The 17,063-nt window shown below is 67.9% G+C and carries 15 protein-coding genes; 7 read left to right on the top strand and 8 right to left on the bottom strand.

From position 1 onward, the window contains the following. Positions 1 to 71: 71 nt before the first annotated feature. Positions 72 to 479, top strand: a complete 408-nt coding sequence (locus FS787_RS06435; RefSeq protein ID WP_144671381.1) for a VOC family protein — start codon at positions 72 to 74, stop codon at positions 477 to 479. Positions 480 to 677: 198 nt separating this feature from the next. Here FS787_RS06435 and FS787_RS06430 read toward each other — a convergent pair whose 3' ends face one another. The 3 genes from FS787_RS06430 to FS787_RS06420 form a co-directional block, all read right to left on the bottom strand. Beyond that, on the bottom strand, positions 678 to 1,283 hold the full coding sequence (locus FS787_RS06430; RefSeq protein WP_144671380.1) for a TetR/AcrR family transcriptional regulator: 606 nt from the start codon (positions 1,281 to 1,283) through the stop codon (positions 678 to 680). Between the two features lie 86 nt (positions 1,284 to 1,369). Continuing rightward, positions 1,370 to 2,698: a phenylacetate--CoA ligase PaaK gene (gene paaK, locus FS787_RS06425; protein ID WP_144671379.1), complete on the bottom strand. Its 1,329-nt coding sequence runs from the start codon at positions 2,696 to 2,698 to the stop codon at positions 1,370 to 1,372. Between the two features lie 16 nt (positions 2,699 to 2,714). Beyond that, complete coding sequence (locus tag FS787_RS06420) at positions 2,715 to 3,227, bottom strand: hotdog fold thioesterase (protein ID WP_144671378.1); 513 nt, start codon at positions 3,225 to 3,227, stop codon at positions 2,715 to 2,717. Between the two features lie 220 nt (positions 3,228 to 3,447). On the opposite strand from FS787_RS06420, the gene pta reads away from it, so the two are divergent. Then, positions 3,448 to 5,559, top strand: coding sequence for a phosphate acetyltransferase (gene pta, locus FS787_RS06415; protein WP_144671377.1), 2,112 nt, complete (start codon positions 3,448 to 3,450; stop codon positions 5,557 to 5,559). Positions 5,560 to 5,606: 47 nt separating this feature from the next. On the opposite strand, the gene FS787_RS06410 is transcribed toward pta, so the two are convergent. Continuing rightward, entirely contained in the window at positions 5,607 to 5,870 is a 264-nt protein-coding gene (locus tag FS787_RS06410; RefSeq protein ID WP_144671376.1) for a hypothetical protein, read from the bottom strand. Positions 5,871 to 5,994: 124 nt separating this feature from the next. Here FS787_RS06410 and FS787_RS06405 point away from each other — a divergent pair, with 124 nt between their 5' ends. Both FS787_RS06405 and FS787_RS06400 read left to right on the top strand, forming a co-directional pair. Beyond that, positions 5,995 to 7,164, top strand: a complete 1,170-nt coding sequence (locus FS787_RS06405; protein ID WP_144671375.1) for an acetate kinase — start codon at positions 5,995 to 5,997, stop codon at positions 7,162 to 7,164. 59 nt (positions 7,165 to 7,223) lie between these two features. Next, positions 7,224 to 7,796 (top strand): GNAT family N-acetyltransferase, encoded by a 573-nt coding sequence (locus FS787_RS06400; RefSeq protein ID WP_144671374.1) that lies wholly within the window; start codon positions 7,224 to 7,226, stop codon positions 7,794 to 7,796. Positions 7,797 to 7,869: 73 nt separating this feature from the next. Here FS787_RS06400 and FS787_RS06395 read toward each other — a convergent pair whose 3' ends face one another. From FS787_RS06395 to FS787_RS06380, 4 genes are all read right to left on the bottom strand, one after another. Beyond that, entirely contained in the window at positions 7,870 to 10,326 is a 2,457-nt protein-coding gene (locus FS787_RS06395; RefSeq protein WP_144671373.1) for a hypothetical protein, read from the bottom strand. Between the two features lie 8 nt (positions 10,327 to 10,334). Beyond that, positions 10,335 to 10,988: a peptidoglycan-binding protein gene (locus FS787_RS06390; RefSeq protein ID WP_260982421.1), complete on the bottom strand. Its 654-nt coding sequence runs from the start codon at positions 10,986 to 10,988 to the stop codon at positions 10,335 to 10,337. A gap of 243 nt (positions 10,989 to 11,231) precedes the next feature. Beyond that, the gene (locus tag FS787_RS06385; RefSeq protein ID WP_144671372.1) at positions 11,232 to 13,448 is read right to left on the bottom strand and encodes a S9 family peptidase; all 2,217 of its coding nucleotides are present in this window, start codon (positions 13,446 to 13,448) and stop codon (positions 11,232 to 11,234) included. A 90-nt stretch (positions 13,449 to 13,538) separates the two neighbouring features. Continuing rightward, on the bottom strand, positions 13,539 to 14,606 hold the full coding sequence (locus tag FS787_RS06380) for an LCP family protein (protein ID WP_260982420.1): 1,068 nt from the start codon (positions 14,604 to 14,606) through the stop codon (positions 13,539 to 13,541). A gap of 187 nt (positions 14,607 to 14,793) precedes the next feature. Between FS787_RS06380 and paaA the strand changes: the two genes are divergently transcribed. Genes paaA through paaC form a run of 3 tightly spaced genes read left to right on the top strand, consistent with a single transcriptional unit; the run spans position 14,794 to position 17,059 of the window. Next, on the top strand, positions 14,794 to 15,825 hold the full coding sequence (gene paaA, locus FS787_RS06375) for a 1,2-phenylacetyl-CoA epoxidase subunit PaaA (protein WP_144671371.1): 1,032 nt from the start codon (positions 14,794 to 14,796) through the stop codon (positions 15,823 to 15,825). Further along, the gene (gene paaB / locus FS787_RS06370) at positions 15,822 to 16,127 is read left to right on the top strand and encodes a 1,2-phenylacetyl-CoA epoxidase subunit PaaB (protein WP_024367847.1); all 306 of its coding nucleotides are present in this window, start codon (positions 15,822 to 15,824) and stop codon (positions 16,125 to 16,127) included. The genes paaA and paaB overlap by 4 nt, the downstream gene beginning before the upstream one ends. After that, positions 16,124 to 17,059 (top strand): 1,2-phenylacetyl-CoA epoxidase subunit PaaC, encoded by a 936-nt coding sequence (paaC, locus tag FS787_RS06365; protein WP_144671370.1) that lies wholly within the window; start codon positions 16,124 to 16,126, stop codon positions 17,057 to 17,059. The genes paaB and paaC overlap by 4 nt, the downstream gene beginning before the upstream one ends. The last annotated feature ends 4 nt before the right edge of the window (positions 17,060 to 17,063 follow it).

Genomic DNA, 17,063 nt, shown 5'->3' with positions numbered 1-17,063 from the left:
CAGTGGGGGCGAAACGGCAGGCTCTTTCCGCCGGGCACCGGCGTAAAATCGTGCTCGTAGGAGGTGGCAACATGACCCTAGTACTCAGTAAAGCCACAACAGTCCTGCCGGTCGATGATGCAGAACGTGCCCGGCGTTTCTATGCCGACACCCTGGGGCTCCCACACCATGGAGTGGCGGACGACGGAAGTGAACTATTCGGCAGCGAGGGCGGCCCCATGCTGCAGTTGATGCCCGTCAAGGACGGAAAGCATTCCGGGCACACGGCCCTGAGTTTCGAGGTCTCGGAGATCGAGCGGACCGTCAGGGAAATGGAGTCCAAAGGCGTCCAGTTTCAGGACTACGACCTGCCGGACCTCAAGACTGAGAACCATATCTGCACCACGGACTCGGAGAAGTGCGCGTGGTTCATGGACACGGAGAACAACATTCTCTGCGTTCACGAGAACACAACGTCGATGGCTGACTACCAGCTCTGACCGGTCTCTGATCGGCAGAGGAACACGGCGTCCCGGCTCAGCGGGGCGCCGCTCTGTGTTTGTGGCCGGCGTTTGTGGCCGGCTCCGCGGGAAGTCGGATGGCACTACCGGGGCACATTGACACGGACACGCCGATATCCGGCGGCGAAATGAGTCCGGGGGCCGCCAAAGCGCCCCCGGACCGCCGTCGGGTCCGGATTACTGCGGGACGTGGAGGCCGTGGAAGGCCATGGTGATGATGTCGTCGGCCAGTTTCTCGGGGGAGAGGGAGCCGCCGGGTTTGTACCACTCGACGATCGAGTTGATGGTGCCGAAGAGCAGCCGGGTGACGGTGCGGGGGTCGATGTCCTGGCGGAGCGAACCTTCGTCGCGCGCGGCGGAAATCAGGGCCGCCACCTTGTGGTCGAACGTCCGACGGCGTTCCATCGCGTCGCGTTCGATCTCGGTGTTCCCGCGCAGGCGCAACAGCAGGGTGACGAACGGAAGCCGCTCCACCAGCACGGAGATGGTTTCGCGGAGGACGAACTCCAGCCGGGCCTCGGCCGTTCCGGTCTGGGCCTGCGGCTGGTCCAGGATGGCCTCGAGGCCGCCCAAGGCGTGGTCCAGCGCGAGCTTCAGGAGGTCGCCCTTGGACGGCACGTGGTGGTAGATGGCGGACTTTGAGATGCCGAGGTTTTCGGCGAGGATGCCCATGGACGTGGCGTCGTAGCCGTGACGGTTGAAGACGTCGACAGCGATCACCAGCACCGACTGCTGGTCATAACCGGGTCGGCCGCGTTTGGTGGAGGCTGCTGTTGTGGGCATAGTCGCTAGTTTCTCACGATCGGGAGAACGGTCAGCCCGCCGGGTCAGCCCGGTGGGCCGGCCCCGGCGGGCTGGACGAGAGGTGGTCAGGCCTTGGGACGCATGTCGTAGATCCGGCGGAGCTTGCCGTTGGACCGTTCCAGCGAGCCGGGTTCGACGACGTCGACGGCGCAGGAGGACCCGACATGGATCTTGATCTGCTGCTGCAGGACCTTGGCAGCCGAGGCGACACCCTCGACCGTGACGGACTCGCGGCGTTCGATCTTCACGGTCAGCTGGTCCATCCGCTGGCCTTCGGGGCGGGTGAGCTCAAGCTGGAAGTGCGGGCTCAGCTCGGGGATGCGCAGCGCGATCTCCTCGATCTGCGAGGGGAACAGGTTCACACCGCGCAGGATGATCATGTCGTCGCTGCGGCCGGTGATGCGGCCCATGCGGCGGTGCGCGGGGCGGGCGGTGCCGGGCAGCAGCCGGGTGAGGTCCTTGGTGCGGTAGCGGATGATCGGCAGCGCCTCCTTGGTCAGTGAGGTGAAGACCAGTTCGCCGTGTTCGCCGTCGTCCAGGACTACGGAGGGATCGAACGCATCGATGATTTCGGGGCGGAAGTGGTCCTCCCAGATGTGGCTGCCGTCCTGGGTTTCCACGGCTTCGCCGGCGACGCCAGGGCCCATGACCTCGGAGAGCCCGTAGATGTCGCAGGCCTTGATGTTCATGGTGGTCTCGAGCTCGTGGCGCATTTCCTCGGTCCACGGCTCGGCGCCCAGCACGGCGTACTTGAGCGAGGTGGAGGCCGGGTCGATGCCCTGCTTGATCATTGCGTCGGCGATGGTGAGCAGGTAGGTCGGGGTGGCCAGGATCGCGTCGGGCTTGAAGTCCTGGATCAGGGTGATTTGGCGTTCGGTCTGGCCGCCGGAGATGGGGATGACCGTGCAGCCGAGGGCCTCTGCGCCGGCGTGGGCGCCCATGCCGCCGGTGAACAGGCCGTAGCCGTAGGCGTTGTGGACCTTCATGCCGGGACGGACGCCGGAGGCGCGCAGGGAGCGGGCCACCAGCTTGGCCCAGTCTTCGAGGTCCTTTTTGGTGTAGCCGACCACCGTGGCGCGGCCGGTGGTGCCGGAGCTCGCGTGGATGCGGGCCACCTCGTGCTGCGGCACGGCGAACATGCCGAACGGGTACTCCAGGCGGAGATCTTCCTTGGTAGTGAAGGGGAACTTGCCCAGGTCGGAGAGTTCGCGGAGGTCCGTGGGGTGGACACCGGCATCGTCGAACTTGCGTTTGTACAGGGGAACGCGGTCGTAGGCGTAGGCCACGGTGTGCTGCAGGCGGCTGAGCTGCAGGGCCTCGAGCTCGTCGCGGGAGATGGTTTCTTCGCGGTCCAGGACAGCTTCACTGGCGGGGGCGACGGTTTCTTGGGTCATCTGGGGTTCCCTGTTTCTATTTCTTGGAGATGGTGCGGCTGCGGCCGCGGAACTCGGCGACGAGTTCGCCCGGAGCAATGTCGGTGGGGAGTTCGCCCGGAACCGTGGCGGCGGTCGCCGTCCCGGCGGGTCCCGCCGTCGGCGCGCCCGGATCGGCGGCGTAGATCTGGATGTCGTAGAGGCCGCTGCGTCCGGTGCTGGCGCGGCGGTTGGCGATGGCGGTCAGGACCTGGCCGCGGAAGGCCGGCTTGAGGAAATTGATGTCGACGCCGGCAGCCACGGTGATGTTGCCGTCGTCGCCGGGGCCCGGGTTCGCCGGGTTGCAGGCCAGCGCGAACGCGGTGTCGCCGAAGGCGAAGATCATTCCGCCGTGGGCCATGCCGAAGCCGTTCAGCATTTCCTGCCGGAGGTTCATGCGGATCGTGGCGTGGCCCTCGTCCAGGGCCACCACTTCGATGCCCATCCATTCCGACGCGTAGTCGTCTTTCAGGATGGGGTGGGTGCTACCGGAAACCGTCAGTTCAGCCATGCGTCATTGCCTCCAGCTTTATTTACCGAATGTTCATTAGGTAATCCCATTTGGGGTCCCCTGTCAAGAGCCGGAAGGCGTATGAAGCTCGCTCCGGGGCGCGCGGCACCGCCCAAAAGACACAGCCCAAGAACAGCAGGAACCCAGCCCGGCGCGGGTTTCCGGCAAGAGAAAGTAGGCTGGGAGGGAAGCAGCACCACTTCACAGCAAAGGGCGGACCATGGCCAAAGGAATCTATGTCAGCGCGACCACCCCGGGCTCCGGGAAGTCGCTGATAGCCCTCGGGCTGGCGGACACCCTGCACCGGCATGCGGACCGGATCGGGTTCTTCAAGCCCGTGGTCAACGGCCACGATCCCGCCTCGGACCCCATGGTGGCGCTGATGAAGGCCCGGTTCAACCTCGACGACCAGCGCTGCCGCGGCGGCCTGACGTTCCCTGAAGTCCGCAGCCTGCTCGCGGAGGGCAAACGCGAGGAGATCGACTCCCGCTGCGTGGAGATCTTCGCCGAGATGGCCCGGCACTGCGACGTCGTGATCGTGGAGGGGACCGACCTGACCGGCCAGGACGCCGCCGTCGAGTTTGACCTCAACGCCCGGCTGGCCAACAACCTCGCCGCCCCCGTCGTCGCCGTCGTCGGCGCGAAGGGCCGCACCGTCGCGGAGACCGTTGACGCCGTCGAGGTGGCCCGCAAGGAACTCGTCGCCGAACGGTGCACGCTGCTGGCCATTATGGTCAACCGCGCCGATCCCGAGGACCTGGAGGCCATCGCCGCCGCGGTCCGCCCGGGCGCCTCCGGCCGTCCCGTGTACGTCCTGCCCGAGCTCGAGGAGATCGCCCGGCCAACCACCGGCGAGGTGGCCGCGGCTATGGGGATCGGCCAGGTGGCCGGCCTGGCGGACCTGGAACGCGACGTGCGTTCGGTGAAGGTGGCGGCCATGAGCGTGGCCAACTTCCTGCATGTGCTCGACGACGGCGCGCTGGTGATCGTGCCCGGTGACCGCGCCGACGTGCTGGTCGCGTGCCTGGCGTCGTCGTTCTCGCCGGAGTTCCCGGTGCCCGCCGCCCTGATCCTCACCGGAGGCCTGGCCCCGGACCCCACCATCTACTCGCTGCTGGCGCAGGCCCCGTTCCCGATCTTCGCCGCCCCGGACGACACCTACGTGACCGCCAAACGGGTCTCCGAGGTGCGCAGCGAAATCTGGTCCGGGCACCGCCGAAAGGTGGCCTCGGCCCTGGGCCTGTGGGCCCGGCGGGTGGACGAGGCGGAGCTGCTGGAGCGGCTGCACCTGCCGCGGCTGGAGCGGATGACGCCGCTGCGCTTCCTCCACGACCTGATCGAGCGGGCCCGCACCGAGCGCCGGCACATCGTGCTGCCGGAGGGCACGGACGTCCGCATCCTGCGGGCCGCAGAAATCCTGCACCGCCGCGACGTCTGCGAACTGACCATCCTGGGCCGCGAATCCGACGTCCGCGAGCTCGCTTCCACCCAGGGCATTGACCTCACCGGCATCAACATCGTGGATCCCGCCACCTCGGAGCTGCGGCAGGAGTTCGCGGAGAAGTACGCGGAGCTGCGGGCGCACAAGGGCGTCGACCTGGTCAAGGCCCTCGAGGTCATGCTGGACGGGAGCTACTTCGGCACCATGATGGTCCAGCTGGGCGTGGTGGACGGTATGGTCTCCGGCGCCGCCCACACCACGGCGCACACCATCCGCCCGGCGTTGGAGTTCGTCAAGACGCGCGACGGCGTCAAGATCGTCTCGTCCGTATTCCTGATGCTGATGCCGGACCGGGTGCTGGTCTACGGCGACTGCGCCGTCAATCCGGAGCCCAACGTGGAGCAGCTCGCGGACATCGCGGTGGCTTCGGCGGAAACCGCGGCCCAGTTTGGCGTGGAGCCACGGGTGGCCATGCTGTCCTACTCCACCGGCGGCTCGGGCGCTGGCGAGGCCGTGAATGCGGTCCGCCAGGCCACGGAACTCGTGCGCGAACGCCGCCCGGATCTCGCCGTGGAGGGGCCCATCCAGTACGACGCCGCCGTCGACGCCGCCATCGCCGAGTCGAAAATGCCGGGCTCGACAGTGGCCGGGCAGGCGACCGTTTTCATCTTCCCGGACCTTAACACCGGCAACAACACCTACAAGGCGGTCCAGCAGTCCTCCGGGGCGGTCGCCGTCGGGCCGGTGCTGCAGGGCCTGCGCAAGCCGGTCAACGATCTCTCCCGCGGCTGCACTGTGGAGGACATCGTGAACACGGTGGCCATCACCGCCATCCAGGCCCAGTCCGCGGAGCCGGCCGCCGAGCCGGAGCCCGCGGCCGCCCATGCATAGTCAGCTGTTCTCCGGCTCTGACGGGCTGTCCGGCTAGCTGTTCTCCGTCAGCTGTTCTCCGGCTGCGCCGGATTGTCCGGGTCTTCCTCCTTGGCGGGCTCATCAGCCAGGCCCGCCGGCGTCAGGTCCAGGTCCTCCACGTTCTCCGGCGGCTCGGGGGACTCGCCCACCTCGTCGGCCTTGTAGTTTCCGGTGTCGTCCAGGGCCGGGTTGGCGCCCTCGACGCCGGTGGGATCCTTGGTCCCGGACCCGGCGTCGGTCTTGTTGGTGTCCGGTTCGGTGCCCTCAGGCTGGATGGCGTTCTCGGTCACGGAAGTCCCTTCGTGGGTTGCGGCACTGGTCCGCCGACTCTAAGCGCCAGCCGCGCCCGATGCAATGGCGATACGATCGAACCTCCACCGAACACCGCTGCAGCCACAAGGCTTAGGAGGCCCAGTGCTCGTCCTCGTCATCAACTCAGGCTCGTCCTCACTGAAGTACCAGGTCCGCGATGTGGAGGCCGGCAGCGTCCTCGCCGAAGGGCTGGTCGAGAAGATCGGAATGGGCAGCGGAGGCGAGGGCGACGGCCAGCTCGAGGGCCCCCGCGACCACGCGGAAGCCCTGGACCTGGTGGACGCCGAGATCCACTCCGCGCTGGGGGACCGGGTGCTCGACGCCGTGGGGCACCGGGTAGTGCACGGCGGGGAGCGCTTCGCCGAGCCCGTTCTGGTCGACAACGAGATCACCCGCGCCATCGAGCGGCTCAACCCCCTGGCGCCCCTGCACAACCCGGCGAACGTGCTCGGCATCCGCGCAATCTCGAAGAAGTGGCCGCAGATGCCGCAGGTCGCCGTGTTCGACACCGCGTTTCACCGCACCCTGCCGGAGCATGCCTGGCGCTACGCAGTGCCGGACGAGCTCTACACCAACCACGGGATCCGCCGCTATGGCTTCCACGGCACCTCGCACGAATATGTCGCGCACCGGGCCGCGGCGCTGCTGGATGTCCCGGTGGAAGAGTTCGACGCCGTCATCGCCCACCTGGGCAACGGCGCCTCCGTCACGGCGATCCGCGGCGGACAGTCCGTGGACACCTCCATGGGCTTCACCCCGCTGGAGGGCCTCGTGATGGGTACCCGCTCGGGTGACCTTGACCCATCCATACTTGTCTTCCTCGGCCGGGCGGGCTGGTCCCCGGAGGACCTCGATTCCATGCTCAACCGCCAGTCCGGGCTCAAGGGCCTGGCCGGGAACAACGACATGCGCTCCGTGGTCGAGGCCTCCGTGGCCGGCGACGCCAAGGCGGCCACGGCGCTGGCCGTCGCCTCCTACCGGCTCGCGAAGTACATCGGCGGCTACCACGTGGCTGTCGGCGGCGCGAAGGCCCTCGTCTTCACCGCGGGGATCGGGGAAAACTCGCACCAGTTCCGCACCCTCGTGGTGGAGCGGCTGGGCGCCCTGGGGGTACAGCTCGACGCCGACTTGAACCGCGAACGGTCCAAGGACCCCCGCGTGATTTCCTCGCCGTCCTCGGCCATCCCGGTCCTAGTGGTGCCCACCGACGAAGAGCGGGCGATCGCCGAGGCGACGGCCGCCGTCGTCAACAAGGCGTCGGTTGCTCCGTAGGTGCCCTTTTGACGGCCCAAAACGGCGCCTACGGAACACTCGATGGGTAGCGTTGGGGAATGACTGAACTGGACTCGCCCCTCCGCCTGCCCCTCCACACCCGGCGGTTGGTGCTGCGCCGCTTTGAGGCCGGGGACCTGGATGCGTATCACGCCTACCATTCGCTACCCGAGACCGCCCGTTTCCTGCCCGGCGAGGCAAAGAGCTACACCAAGTCCATGGAGTCCGTGGGCAAGTACGCCAACTTCGTCTTCGAGAAGGAGGGCGACTGGATCTGCCTGGCCGTCGAGGCCGCGGACGCGCCGGGCCTGCTCGGCGAGGTGGTGCTGAAATGGCTGCCGGGCTGCGGGCAGGCCGAGATCGGCTGGAGCCTCGCTCCGGCGGCGCGCGGCAGAGGGATCGCGTCCGAGGCAGCGGCAGCCCTGCTGGACCTGGGCTTCGGGGAACTCGGCTTCCACCGGATCGACGCCAAGCTGGATGCCCTCAACACGGCCTCCGCAGCGCTGTGCGAACGGCTCGGGATGCGGCTTGAATCCACCCAGGTGGACAAGTGGCACTACAAGGGACAATGGGCCACCGAGGTGGTCTACGCCGTCCTCGCGGACGAGTGGAAGGCCCGGCTGCCCGTCTAAGACTCGGCGAATGGACGAAGATGGCCGCTACGGGGGCTCCCATAGCGGCCATCTTTACCGAACGGCGCCTCGCCTAGGGTGCCGGCGGGGCCGTCGTCGTAGGCTCCGGCGACGGCGTCACCGGAGCCGGTGCGGTGGTGGTACCCGAGGATTGCGTGGGCTGCGGCTCCGCGGGTGCAGGTGCCGCGGTCGTGGCCGCCGGAGCGGTGGCCACGGGCGCGGTCCCGGCGGGCTGCGGCTCGGCTCCCGTGGCTGGAGTGGTGCCGGGGGTAGCTCCGGGAGTCGCCGACTCGCTGGGTCCCGGTGAGCTCCCGGTTGTGGCAGGAGCCGAGCCCGTCGAGGTCACCGGTGTGGCACTGGGGTCGTTCTTGATGACTTCCATGATCTGCGCCTTGAAGTCGTCCAGGCGCCCCTGGATTTCCGAGAGCGGCACGTTCTGCAGGTTCCGCCCGTACTCCGCGATCTGCTGCCAGAGTTCGTTGAGCCGGGTCATGCCGTCATCGCTCAGCGGGCCGTCCAGGGTAAGGACCAGCTGGCTCGCCAGCGCGTAGGTCAGGCACTGCACGCAGTTGTAGTTCGCGGCGGCGGAGAGGTTTTCCGGGACCACGACGTCGGTCTGGCCCACGATCAGCACCACCTGGAAGCCCACCGCGACGGCGGCGCAATCGGCGCAGCTGGCGAAGGCGTAGGCCTCGTTACTGGTGGTCACATCGGCACCGTCATCGGCCCAGACCAAGGCGAAGGCGACGTCGTAGACCACGGAACCGTCCGTGGTGTTGACCGCGAGCGACTGGTTGCCGTCCTCCTCCGGAGCGGCCGGCCGGTCGAAGGGGAACACCCAGGCGGGTGCCGCCGTCGTCCCGGAAGTCCCGGAAGTCCCGGAAGGCTCGGAGGCCCCGGACGTCCCGGCATCGCGCGGCACCAGCACCATGCTGAGCTGCGGTTCCTCCCGGGTAGGCATCTGGGCGCCGGCGGGCCAGAGCGCCACGGTCCGGCCGGCCTGGCCCTCGCGCATGCCGGTGGTAGCTCCCGCCGGGAAAATGGCAGTGGTGGCATCGGCCAGGGTGCCCCGCTCGTAGGGCTGGACGGGGCGGTAGCTCTCGGCGCCGGGCCACCAGGCCCACGCGAGACCTGCCATCACGCCCGCGATCACGGCGAGGGCCGTCCCGCGCTGGAGGGTTTTGCCGCGGGTCTTCTGCCAGAGCGCGGTGATGATCTGGCGTCCCAGGCGGAACAGGATGTACAAAATTCCCACGACGGGAAGTGCGACGGCGGCGATCGCCAGGAGCCGCACGGCGGCGTCCAGGATGTCCCCCTCCGCGAGGCCGCTGTTGAACATGGCGTACTGCTTCTGCGCGCTGTCCCATGCGGTGCCGAGGAGCCGTGGCAGGAAGAACACCATGAGGACCAGGCTGAGAAGCAGCAGCGGAACCGTGATGAGCACCCAAGCGGTGACCACGGCGCGGGCCCACGGCTTGAGGACCTGCGCCTCCGGGTCCGTCTTGCGCCACGGCAGGAGGCCCAGCAGGGTGGGTTTGATCCGCTGGAAGAGGTCGGGGACCCCGGTGGCGTCGGCGAGGATGTGGTACCCGTCGAAGCGGACCAGGGGCAGCAGCTGCCGGACCATCTGCAGGACCTGGGTCACCACGACCAAGAGCAGCGCGTCGAAGCCGGTGGCCCACCAGACGCCCATGATGGCGACGGCGACGATCGCGTTGAAGTACAGCCCGCCGAGGTCGGTCCGGAGCCGGCCGGCGCGGCCCAGCCGGTAGGAATCGGTGACATCGGTGAAGAAGGCAGGCCAGATCAGGTACAGGCCGGTGCCCATGGCCCCCGGGGTGGCGCCGCCGCGACGGGCCGCCGCGGCGTGCCCGAACTCGTGGAACCCGGCGGACAGCACGGTGACCATCAGGATCAACAGCACCAGCGCGGGGTTGGCAAAGGCCTCGTGCGTGGCCGAAGCCAGGCCCTTGACCATCAGCACCCACCAGCAGCTGGCGAGGAAGGCCGCGGTCACGAGGACCACGATCAGTGGGCTGAAGAGCACGGCGAAAGGAGCGGTGATGCGGCGGGTGCGCTCCGGGTCCGTGACCGTGTAGCGGAGCTTCATCCCGAGCAATGGGTCGGCCTTGCGGACCTCAGGCTGGGAGCCGTCGGCCAGCCGCAGCAGGCCCAGCGGAAGCAGTTGGGACTCGATCAGCGTCCGGACATTCTCCGCGCTGACCAGCCGGCCAAACGAGGTGCTGGCGTGGTCGGCGATTTCCTCCACGCCGCGGGTGCCGTCCATTGCCTCGAGGACCAGGTACAGCAGCCGCGTGAGCTGCAGGGTCTGGCCGTCGGCGCGGCGGACCAGGGAGGGTGCCTCGCGGTAGCCGGAGCCCTTGGTCTCGCCGAGGAGCTGGACGCCGTCGGCCCGGACCGGAACCTGCAGGGTGCCGGCCGATGCCGGAGCGGCCGGTGCAGGGGTAACCGGCGCAGGGGAAGCCGGCGGGCCGTCCGTGATGGACGGCCCGCCGTGCGGAGTACTCATTCGGGGGACTACTGCCGGAGGTCGGACTGCTGGTCTGCGGTGGCGGTGGCCTCGCCCTCGATGTTCTGGTTGATGATCGCGTCCTGCTGCGCCACGGCGAAGGCGTTGCTGTCGATCGAACCGATGTTGGCGGCGACGGCGGCGTCGATCGGGGCGGCGACGTTGGCGTTGGCTGCCACGGCACCGTTGATCGGGGCGGCGAGGTCGGCGGAGGCGTCCAGATCCACGTTGACGTTGAGCAGGTTGGAGTCGAGGGCGCCGGCGACGTCGGTCGGCAAGGCCCCTTCCTCGGCCGTGACGTCGGTTTCGCCGGTGTCACTGCCGTCCGTGCTGCCGGATTCCTGCTCGATCGTGCTGTCCTGCGTGGACTCCGCCGTGGCATCGGCCGTGATGCCCTGGTTGATAACAACGCCCTGGTCGGCGAGCGCCTGGGCGTCCGAGCCGTAGGACAGGATGTTCGCAGACGCAGCCGCGTCGATCGGAGCCGCGACGTTGGCGTTGGCCGCGACAGCGAGGTCGATCGGTGCCGCGGCGTTGAGGCCGAGGTCCAGGTCTGCGTTGAGGTCCAGGATGGAGGCGACTTCCTTGTCCGGAAGTGCGGTGCCTGCCTCCGCCATCAGTTCGGCGTCGCTCAGCGGGGTCAATCCCTGTTCAGTGCTCACGAATAGCTCCAGTTCCGGCACGGTTCCTGCTGCCCCCAGTGAGCAGTTTCCAGACCGACGTGCCTGATGCGAGTCAATAGTAAGCATGGTTAGCTTTTATCCGGTACACGACTCCCGGAAAATCCGGGACCGAGCCGCCGATGGCCTGTCCGGTGGACGCGATCTGACACCATCTTGACCGGCGATTGCTCCGTAACTGCCCTTCTGGCGGTTCATAAGGGGCAGTTACGGAGCAACGACCATTTATTTCAGCCCGGCCCCCGGCAGCAGCTCCGTGGCGCCGAGGGAATCGGCGACGAACGCGTAGTCCCAGGCCCGTTCCTTCCACTGCACGTACCGGCCCGAGGCGCCGCCGTGGCCGCCCTCCATCTCGATCTTCATCACGATCGGCTCGCTGCCAGTATTGAGTTCGCGCAGCCGCTGCACCCACTTAGCGGGCTCCACGTACAGCACCCGGGTGTCATTGAACGACGTGACCGCCGCGATCTTGGGGTACGCCGCGGCGCGGACGTTCTCGTACGGCGTGTAGGACTTCATGTACTCGTAGACCTCGCGGTCGGTGATCGGGTTTCCCCATTCCTCCCATTCCAGCGCGGAGAGCGGCAGTTCGGGATCGAGGATAGTGGTCAGGGCGTCCACGAACGGTACGGCGGCCACGATGGCAGCGTACTTCTCCGGCGCCAGGTTGGCGACAGCGCCCATCAGGAGTCCGCCGGCCGAGCCGCCCATGGCGGCGATCCGTGCCGGGTCCACCCAGCCTGACTGCGCCAGCCAGTCGGTGGCCGCGATGAAGTCCGTGAAGGTGTTCTTCTTCTGCAGCTTCTTGCCGGTGTCGTACCAGTGCCGGCCCAGTTCGCCGCCGCCGCGGATGTGGGCGATCACAAACACGATGCCCCGGTCCAGCAGGGACAGCCGCGGGATGCCGAAGGACGGATCCATGCTCATCTCGTAGGAACCGTAGCCGTACACCAGGCCGGCCGCCGTCGAGTCGCGGGCCACCGAGGCGTGGCGCAGCACCGAGAGCGGGATCCGGGTCCCGTCTGCAGCGACCGCCCATTCGCGGGTGGCCACGTAGTCTGCCGCGGAGTAGCCGCCCAGCACCGGGCTTTCCTTGCGCAGGAGCAGCTCGCCGGCGGGCTGTTCCGGGGTGGGAAGGACAAAGTCGTAGACCCGCGACGGCGTGAAGTAGGAGGTGTAGCCCATCCGGATCACGGGAGCCTCGTAGTCGGAACCGGCCACGCCTGCGGTGTAGAGCTCCTCTTCGAAGGCAGGCTCCACAGGCGCGCCCTGTTCCGGCGTCCCCAGCCCGGCCAGCGGCAAGACCTGGACGCGCTCGATTGTGTCCTTGCGGACGGACACCACCAGGTGTGTCGAGGTGACGCCCGCGCCATTAACGCGGACCTGGTCGGAGTGCTCGACGACGGTGGTCCAGTGCTGCTCGGCGAGCGGCTTCGCGAGCTCGGCCGGGTCCATAAGCGAGACCATGGAATTGATGGCGTCCTTGTTGTGGGTCACCAGGATGGCCTCGGACTGGGTGCCCGCGGCGTCTGTCAGCAGGAACGGCTCCGCCTCGTAGAGGATGCGTTCCTCGCGGGGGATGACGGTGCTGAGCCCGGCGTCCAGCGCGTCGAAGCGCAGCAGCCGGGTCTCGCTGAACTCCGAGCAGCCGATGCTCAGGACAAGGTGGCGCCGGTCTGCGGAGAGCTCGAAGCCCAGCCACATGGCGACGTCGTCCTCCTGGTAGACGACCTCGTCCTCGCTGACAGGTGTGCCGAGCACGTGGGACTTCACCTGGTACGGCCGCCAGGAATCGTCCACCACGGTGTAGAAGATCCGGCTGCCGTCGGGGGAGAAGGAGATGCCGTAGAAGACGTTCTCGATCACGTCCGGGAGGACGTCTCCGGTCCGCAGGTCTTTGATGTGCAGCGTGAACCGCTCGTCCCCGGCGTTGTCCACGGCATAGGCGTAGAGGTTCCCGTCGACGGTCACGGCGGCACCGCCGACGGCGAAGAACGGCTTGCCGGCCGCCTCGACGTTGCCGTCCAGCAGGATCTCCTCGCCCGGAATCTCGACGCCGACCTCGACGGCGGGGGGAGTCCAGTCGGCGACGCGGTCCCCGGTGTCGTCGGCCCGGACGCGGCACTGGATGCCGTACTCCTGTCCTTCCACCGAGCGGGTGTAGTACCACCAGCCGTCCTTGCGGTTGGGCACAGAGAGGTCCGTCTCCTGGGTGCGGCCCTTGATCTCCTGGAAGATGGCCTCGCGCAGCGGCCCCTGATGGGCGGTCACTGCCTCCTGGTAGGCGTTCTCCGCCTTGAGCAGTTCCACGACCTCCGCGGACTCCTTGTTCCGCAGCCACTCGTAGTTGTCCTCGAAGGCATCACCGTGGTGCGTGCGGAGGGCGGGGATTTTCTTGGCAACAGGGGGCTGGGGGAGCAGCTGCGCGGGAGTCTGGGTCATTTCTCCAATCTACCGCCAGGGCAAGGGGCGCGCGCCGCCCGCCGGGCCGGCGCGGCCCGGCCCGGCCCTTGCCACAACTCTTGCCGGGACTCAGTTGCCGTTCTGCAGCTTGTTGGCGGCGACGTACTTTCCCAGGGTGCCGGAAGCCAGCGCGGCGGAGACGGCGGCCGTGGCCGCAGGGTCCTGCTGGATGATGGATTGGCCGTCAAAGCTGGTCCCGAAGCCGCCGGTGGGGAGCGTGAAGAACACGCCGTTGCCCGGGGCCGTGTTGCGCAGGCTGTAGGCGAGGCGTTCCAGCGTCAGCACAGTGAGTCCCGGATTCACCGTGACGTGCGGAAGGACTTTCGCCACCAGCTTCTTCACGGTGTCCCGGTTTTTCAGCCCGCCTTCGGCCGCCATCTTGGCCATCACGGCCTTGAGGAACGTCTGCTGGTTCCGCACCCGCTGGAAATCGCCGTCGACGAAGGCATGGCGCTCCCGGACGAAGGCCAGCGCCTTTTCCCCGTTAAGCCTGTTCACACCCCGCGGAAAATGGATGAAGTTGTCGATGGTGCCGGTGAAGGGCTCCTTGATGGTGACGTTGACGCCGCCGAGGGCGTCGGTCATGGCGGCGAAGCCCTGGAAGTCCAGCATCACGGTGTGGTTGATGCGCTGGCCCAGCAGGGCCTCCACGGTCCGTGTCATCAGGGGCACCCCGCCCAGTTCGAGGGCGGCGTTAATCTTGGCCGAGCGGTAGCCGGGGATGTCCACCCACAGGTCACGCATGATGGAGATGCCGTAGGCACTCCGGCGGTCTGCCGGGAGATGGATGAAAACGAGGGCGTCCGCGCGCTGGTCGGAGGCCTTGCCGGTTGCCGCCGCGGCCCGGGCGTTCACGCGGCTGTCGCTGCCGATCAGGAGAATGTTCAGCGCGACGGGAGGCGGATCCGGCGTCGGGGTGGGCGTGGGCTTGGGGGTCACCGCCGGTGCCGGGGCGGACGTCTCCACCGGGGCCGCGGTTTGGGCCCGAGGCCGGTTCAGCAGGAACGCGGCGGCGGCGACGGCAAGCACCACCAGCCCGGCAATGACGGCGCGGACAACTGCCCGACGGCGGTGCATTCCGCCAGGTGCCGTGGCTGGGCCCGGCGCTGCTTCCTCAGGATCCGGCGACGTTCCCATGGCCGGACGTTACCACCGGGGCCAGCCAAAGGGGCAGAAACCTCGGTAACGGGTAGGTGACAGTCGTGATGGCCGGCCGTTGTCATCTGGGTCGGGGGAGGCGCCCGGTGCTTGACGCATCTCCCGCCTTCCGCATATCCTGAACGAACGGTCGGTAATTATTTATCGGAAATGCATAGGAGCAACCATGGCATCGCAGACCCTGCAGTCAGTGCCCGGAGAACCAACATCGGCACGGCACGAACAGAGCCCCGAAGATGTGGCCCGGCGCGACGCTGAAGGCCAGGCCTACTTCGACAAAGTCATGGCGGACGACTCGCGGATCGAACCGCGCGACTGGATGCCTCCGGCGTACCGCAAGACCCTCCTGCGCCAGATCTCGCAGCACGCGCACTCGGAGATCATCGGCATGCAGCCGGAAGCCAACTGGATCTCCCGCGCCCCCAGCCTCAAGCGCAAGGCCATCCTGATGGCCAAGGTCCAAGACGAGGCCGGCCACGGCCTGTACCTGTACTCCGCCGCCGAGACCCTCGGCCAGCCGCGTGACCAGATGATGCAGGACCTGATGGACGGCAAGGCCAAGTACTCCTCCATCTTCAACTACCCCGCCCGCACCTGGGCGGACATGGGCGCCATCGGCTGGATGGTGGACGGCGCCGCTATCGCCAACCAGGTGCCGCTGTGCCGCGCCTCCTTCGGCCCCTACGGCCGCGCCATGGTCCGGGTCTGCAAGGAAGAATCCTTCCACCAGCGCCAGGGCTTCGAAATCCTGCTGGAACTTTCCCACGGCACCCCGGAGCAGAAGCAGATGGCCCAGGACGCGGTGAACCGCTGGTACGCCCCCGCCCTGATGATGTTCGGCCCGCCGGACGACGACTCACCCAACTCCAAGCAGTCCATGGCCTGGAACATCAAGCGCTTCAGCAACGACGAACTGCGCAACCGCTTCGTCGGAATGATGATGGAACAGGTCAAGGTCCTGGAACTCACCCTCCCGGACAAGGACATCCGTTTCAACGAGGAAACCAAGAAGTGGGAGCACGGCCCGCTGGACTGGCATGAATTCCACGAAGTCCTCGCCGGCCGCGGCCCCTGCAACGCCCAGCGCCTGGAACGGCGCCGCGAAGCCCACCACAACGGCGCCTGGGTGCGCGAGGCCGCCGCCGCCTACGCGGCCAAGCAGAGCCGCAAGCAAGCAGAGAAGGAATCCGCAGCATGACCACCCCCGAACCGCATGCAGGTAACGTCTGGCCCATCTGGGAAGTGTTTGTCCGCTCCAGCCGCGGCCTGTCCCACGTCCACGCCGGCTCCCTGCACGCGCCGGACGCCGCCATGGCCCTGCGCAACGCCCGCGACCTCTACACCCGCCGCAACGAAGGTGTGTCCATCTGGGTGGTCCCGGCCGACGCCATCGCCTCGAGCGACCCGGACGCCAAGGGTTCGTTCTTCGAATCGCCCCAGGGCAAGGACTACCGCCACGCGACGTACTACACCAAGAGCGAGGGCGTGAAGCACCTGTGAGCACCTCACCCGAAACTGCAGCAGAAACGTCCGGCCACGGCGACCTCAACGTCGGCGTCAAGGGAGCCAGCGGCAGCGGCGAGGCCACGGCCAGCGCCACCCGCATCACCCCCGGCAACGCCCTCCGTCCGGAGGACATCGCGCTGGCCGTCAGCCGCGGCACCGCGAAGCCGGACGCGGACGTGGCCGAGTTCGCCCTGCGCCTGGGCGACGACGCCCTGATCCTCGCGCAGCGCCTGGGCCACTGGATCTCCCGTGCCCCGGAGCTCGAAGAAGACATCGCCCTGGGCAACATCGCCCTGGACCAGCTGGGCCATGCCCGCTCGTTCCTGAGCTACGCCGGCGGGGCGCTCGGGGAAGACGGAACCGCGAAGAGCGAGGACGACCTCGCCTACTTCCGTCGCGAGCACGAATTCCGTTCCGCGGCGATCTTCGAGCAGCCGAACGGCGACTTTGCCGTCACCATCGCCCGCCAGTTCGTGGTCAGCTACTACCAGTTCGAGCTCTACCGCCGGCTGACGCAGTCCACCGACGCCACCCTGGCCGGCATCGCCGCCAAGGCCGTCAAAGAGGTGGACTACCACCGCGACCACAGCGCCCAGTGGGTGCTGCGCCTGGCCCTGGGCACGGACGAGTCCCGTGAGCGGATGATCCACGGCTTCAAGGTCATCTGGCCGTACGTGGACGAGCTGTTCCGCGACGACGAACTCACCGCCCGGCTCAGCGCGAGCGGCGCCGCCGTCGAACCGTCCAGCCTCCGCGCCGACTTCGACCGCCTCACCGGCGAGGTCCTCGCGGCAGCGGAACTGGACGTTCCCAAGGTCCAGCCCGCCCCGGGCGGCGGACGCCAGGGACTGCACTCCGAGCACCTCGGCTACATCCTCGCGGAAATGCAGGTGCTCGCCCGCGAGTACCCAGGAGCCAGCTGGTAACCAC

Source organism: Arthrobacter sp. U41 (genome assembly GCF_007679325.1).
GTDB lineage: Bacteria > Actinomycetota > Actinomycetes > Actinomycetales > Micrococcaceae > Arthrobacter.
Note: the sequence above shows the minus strand (reverse complement) of the source record. Positions and strands in the feature narration are given on the sequence as shown.

Excerpts from the sequence above, each read along its gene's own strand:
- paaB (WP_024367847.1), top strand. The coding sequence starts at position 15,822 with ATGACCACCCCCGAACCGCATGCAGGTAACGTCTGGCCCATCTGGGAA.
- FS787_RS06395 (WP_144671373.1), bottom strand. The coding sequence starts at position 10,326 with ATGAGTACTCCGCACGGCGGGCCGTCCATCACGGACGGCCCGCCGGCT.
- FS787_RS06380 (WP_260982420.1), bottom strand. The coding sequence starts at position 14,606 with ATGGGAACGTCGCCGGATCCTGAGGAAGCAGCGCCGGGCCCAGCCACG.
- FS787_RS06420 (WP_144671378.1), bottom strand. The coding sequence starts at position 3,227 with ATGGCTGAACTGACGGTTTCCGGTAGCACCCACCCCATCCTGAAAGAC.
- paaA (WP_144671371.1), top strand. The coding sequence starts at position 14,794 with ATGGCATCGCAGACCCTGCAGTCAGTGCCCGGAGAACCAACATCGGCA.
- FS787_RS06400 (WP_144671374.1), top strand. The coding sequence starts at position 7,224 with ATGACTGAACTGGACTCGCCCCTCCGCCTGCCCCTCCACACCCGGCGG.
- FS787_RS06435 (WP_144671381.1), top strand. The coding sequence starts at position 72 with ATGACCCTAGTACTCAGTAAAGCCACAACAGTCCTGCCGGTCGATGAT.
- paaK (WP_144671379.1), bottom strand. The coding sequence starts at position 2,698 with ATGACCCAAGAAACCGTCGCCCCCGCCAGTGAAGCTGTCCTGGACCGC.
- pta (WP_144671377.1), top strand. The coding sequence starts at position 3,448 with ATGGCCAAAGGAATCTATGTCAGCGCGACCACCCCGGGCTCCGGGAAG.
- FS787_RS06385 (WP_144671372.1), bottom strand. The coding sequence starts at position 13,448 with ATGACCCAGACTCCCGCGCAGCTGCTCCCCCAGCCCCCTGTTGCCAAG.
- FS787_RS06430 (WP_144671380.1), bottom strand. The coding sequence starts at position 1,283 with ATGCCCACAACAGCAGCCTCCACCAAACGCGGCCGACCCGGTTATGAC.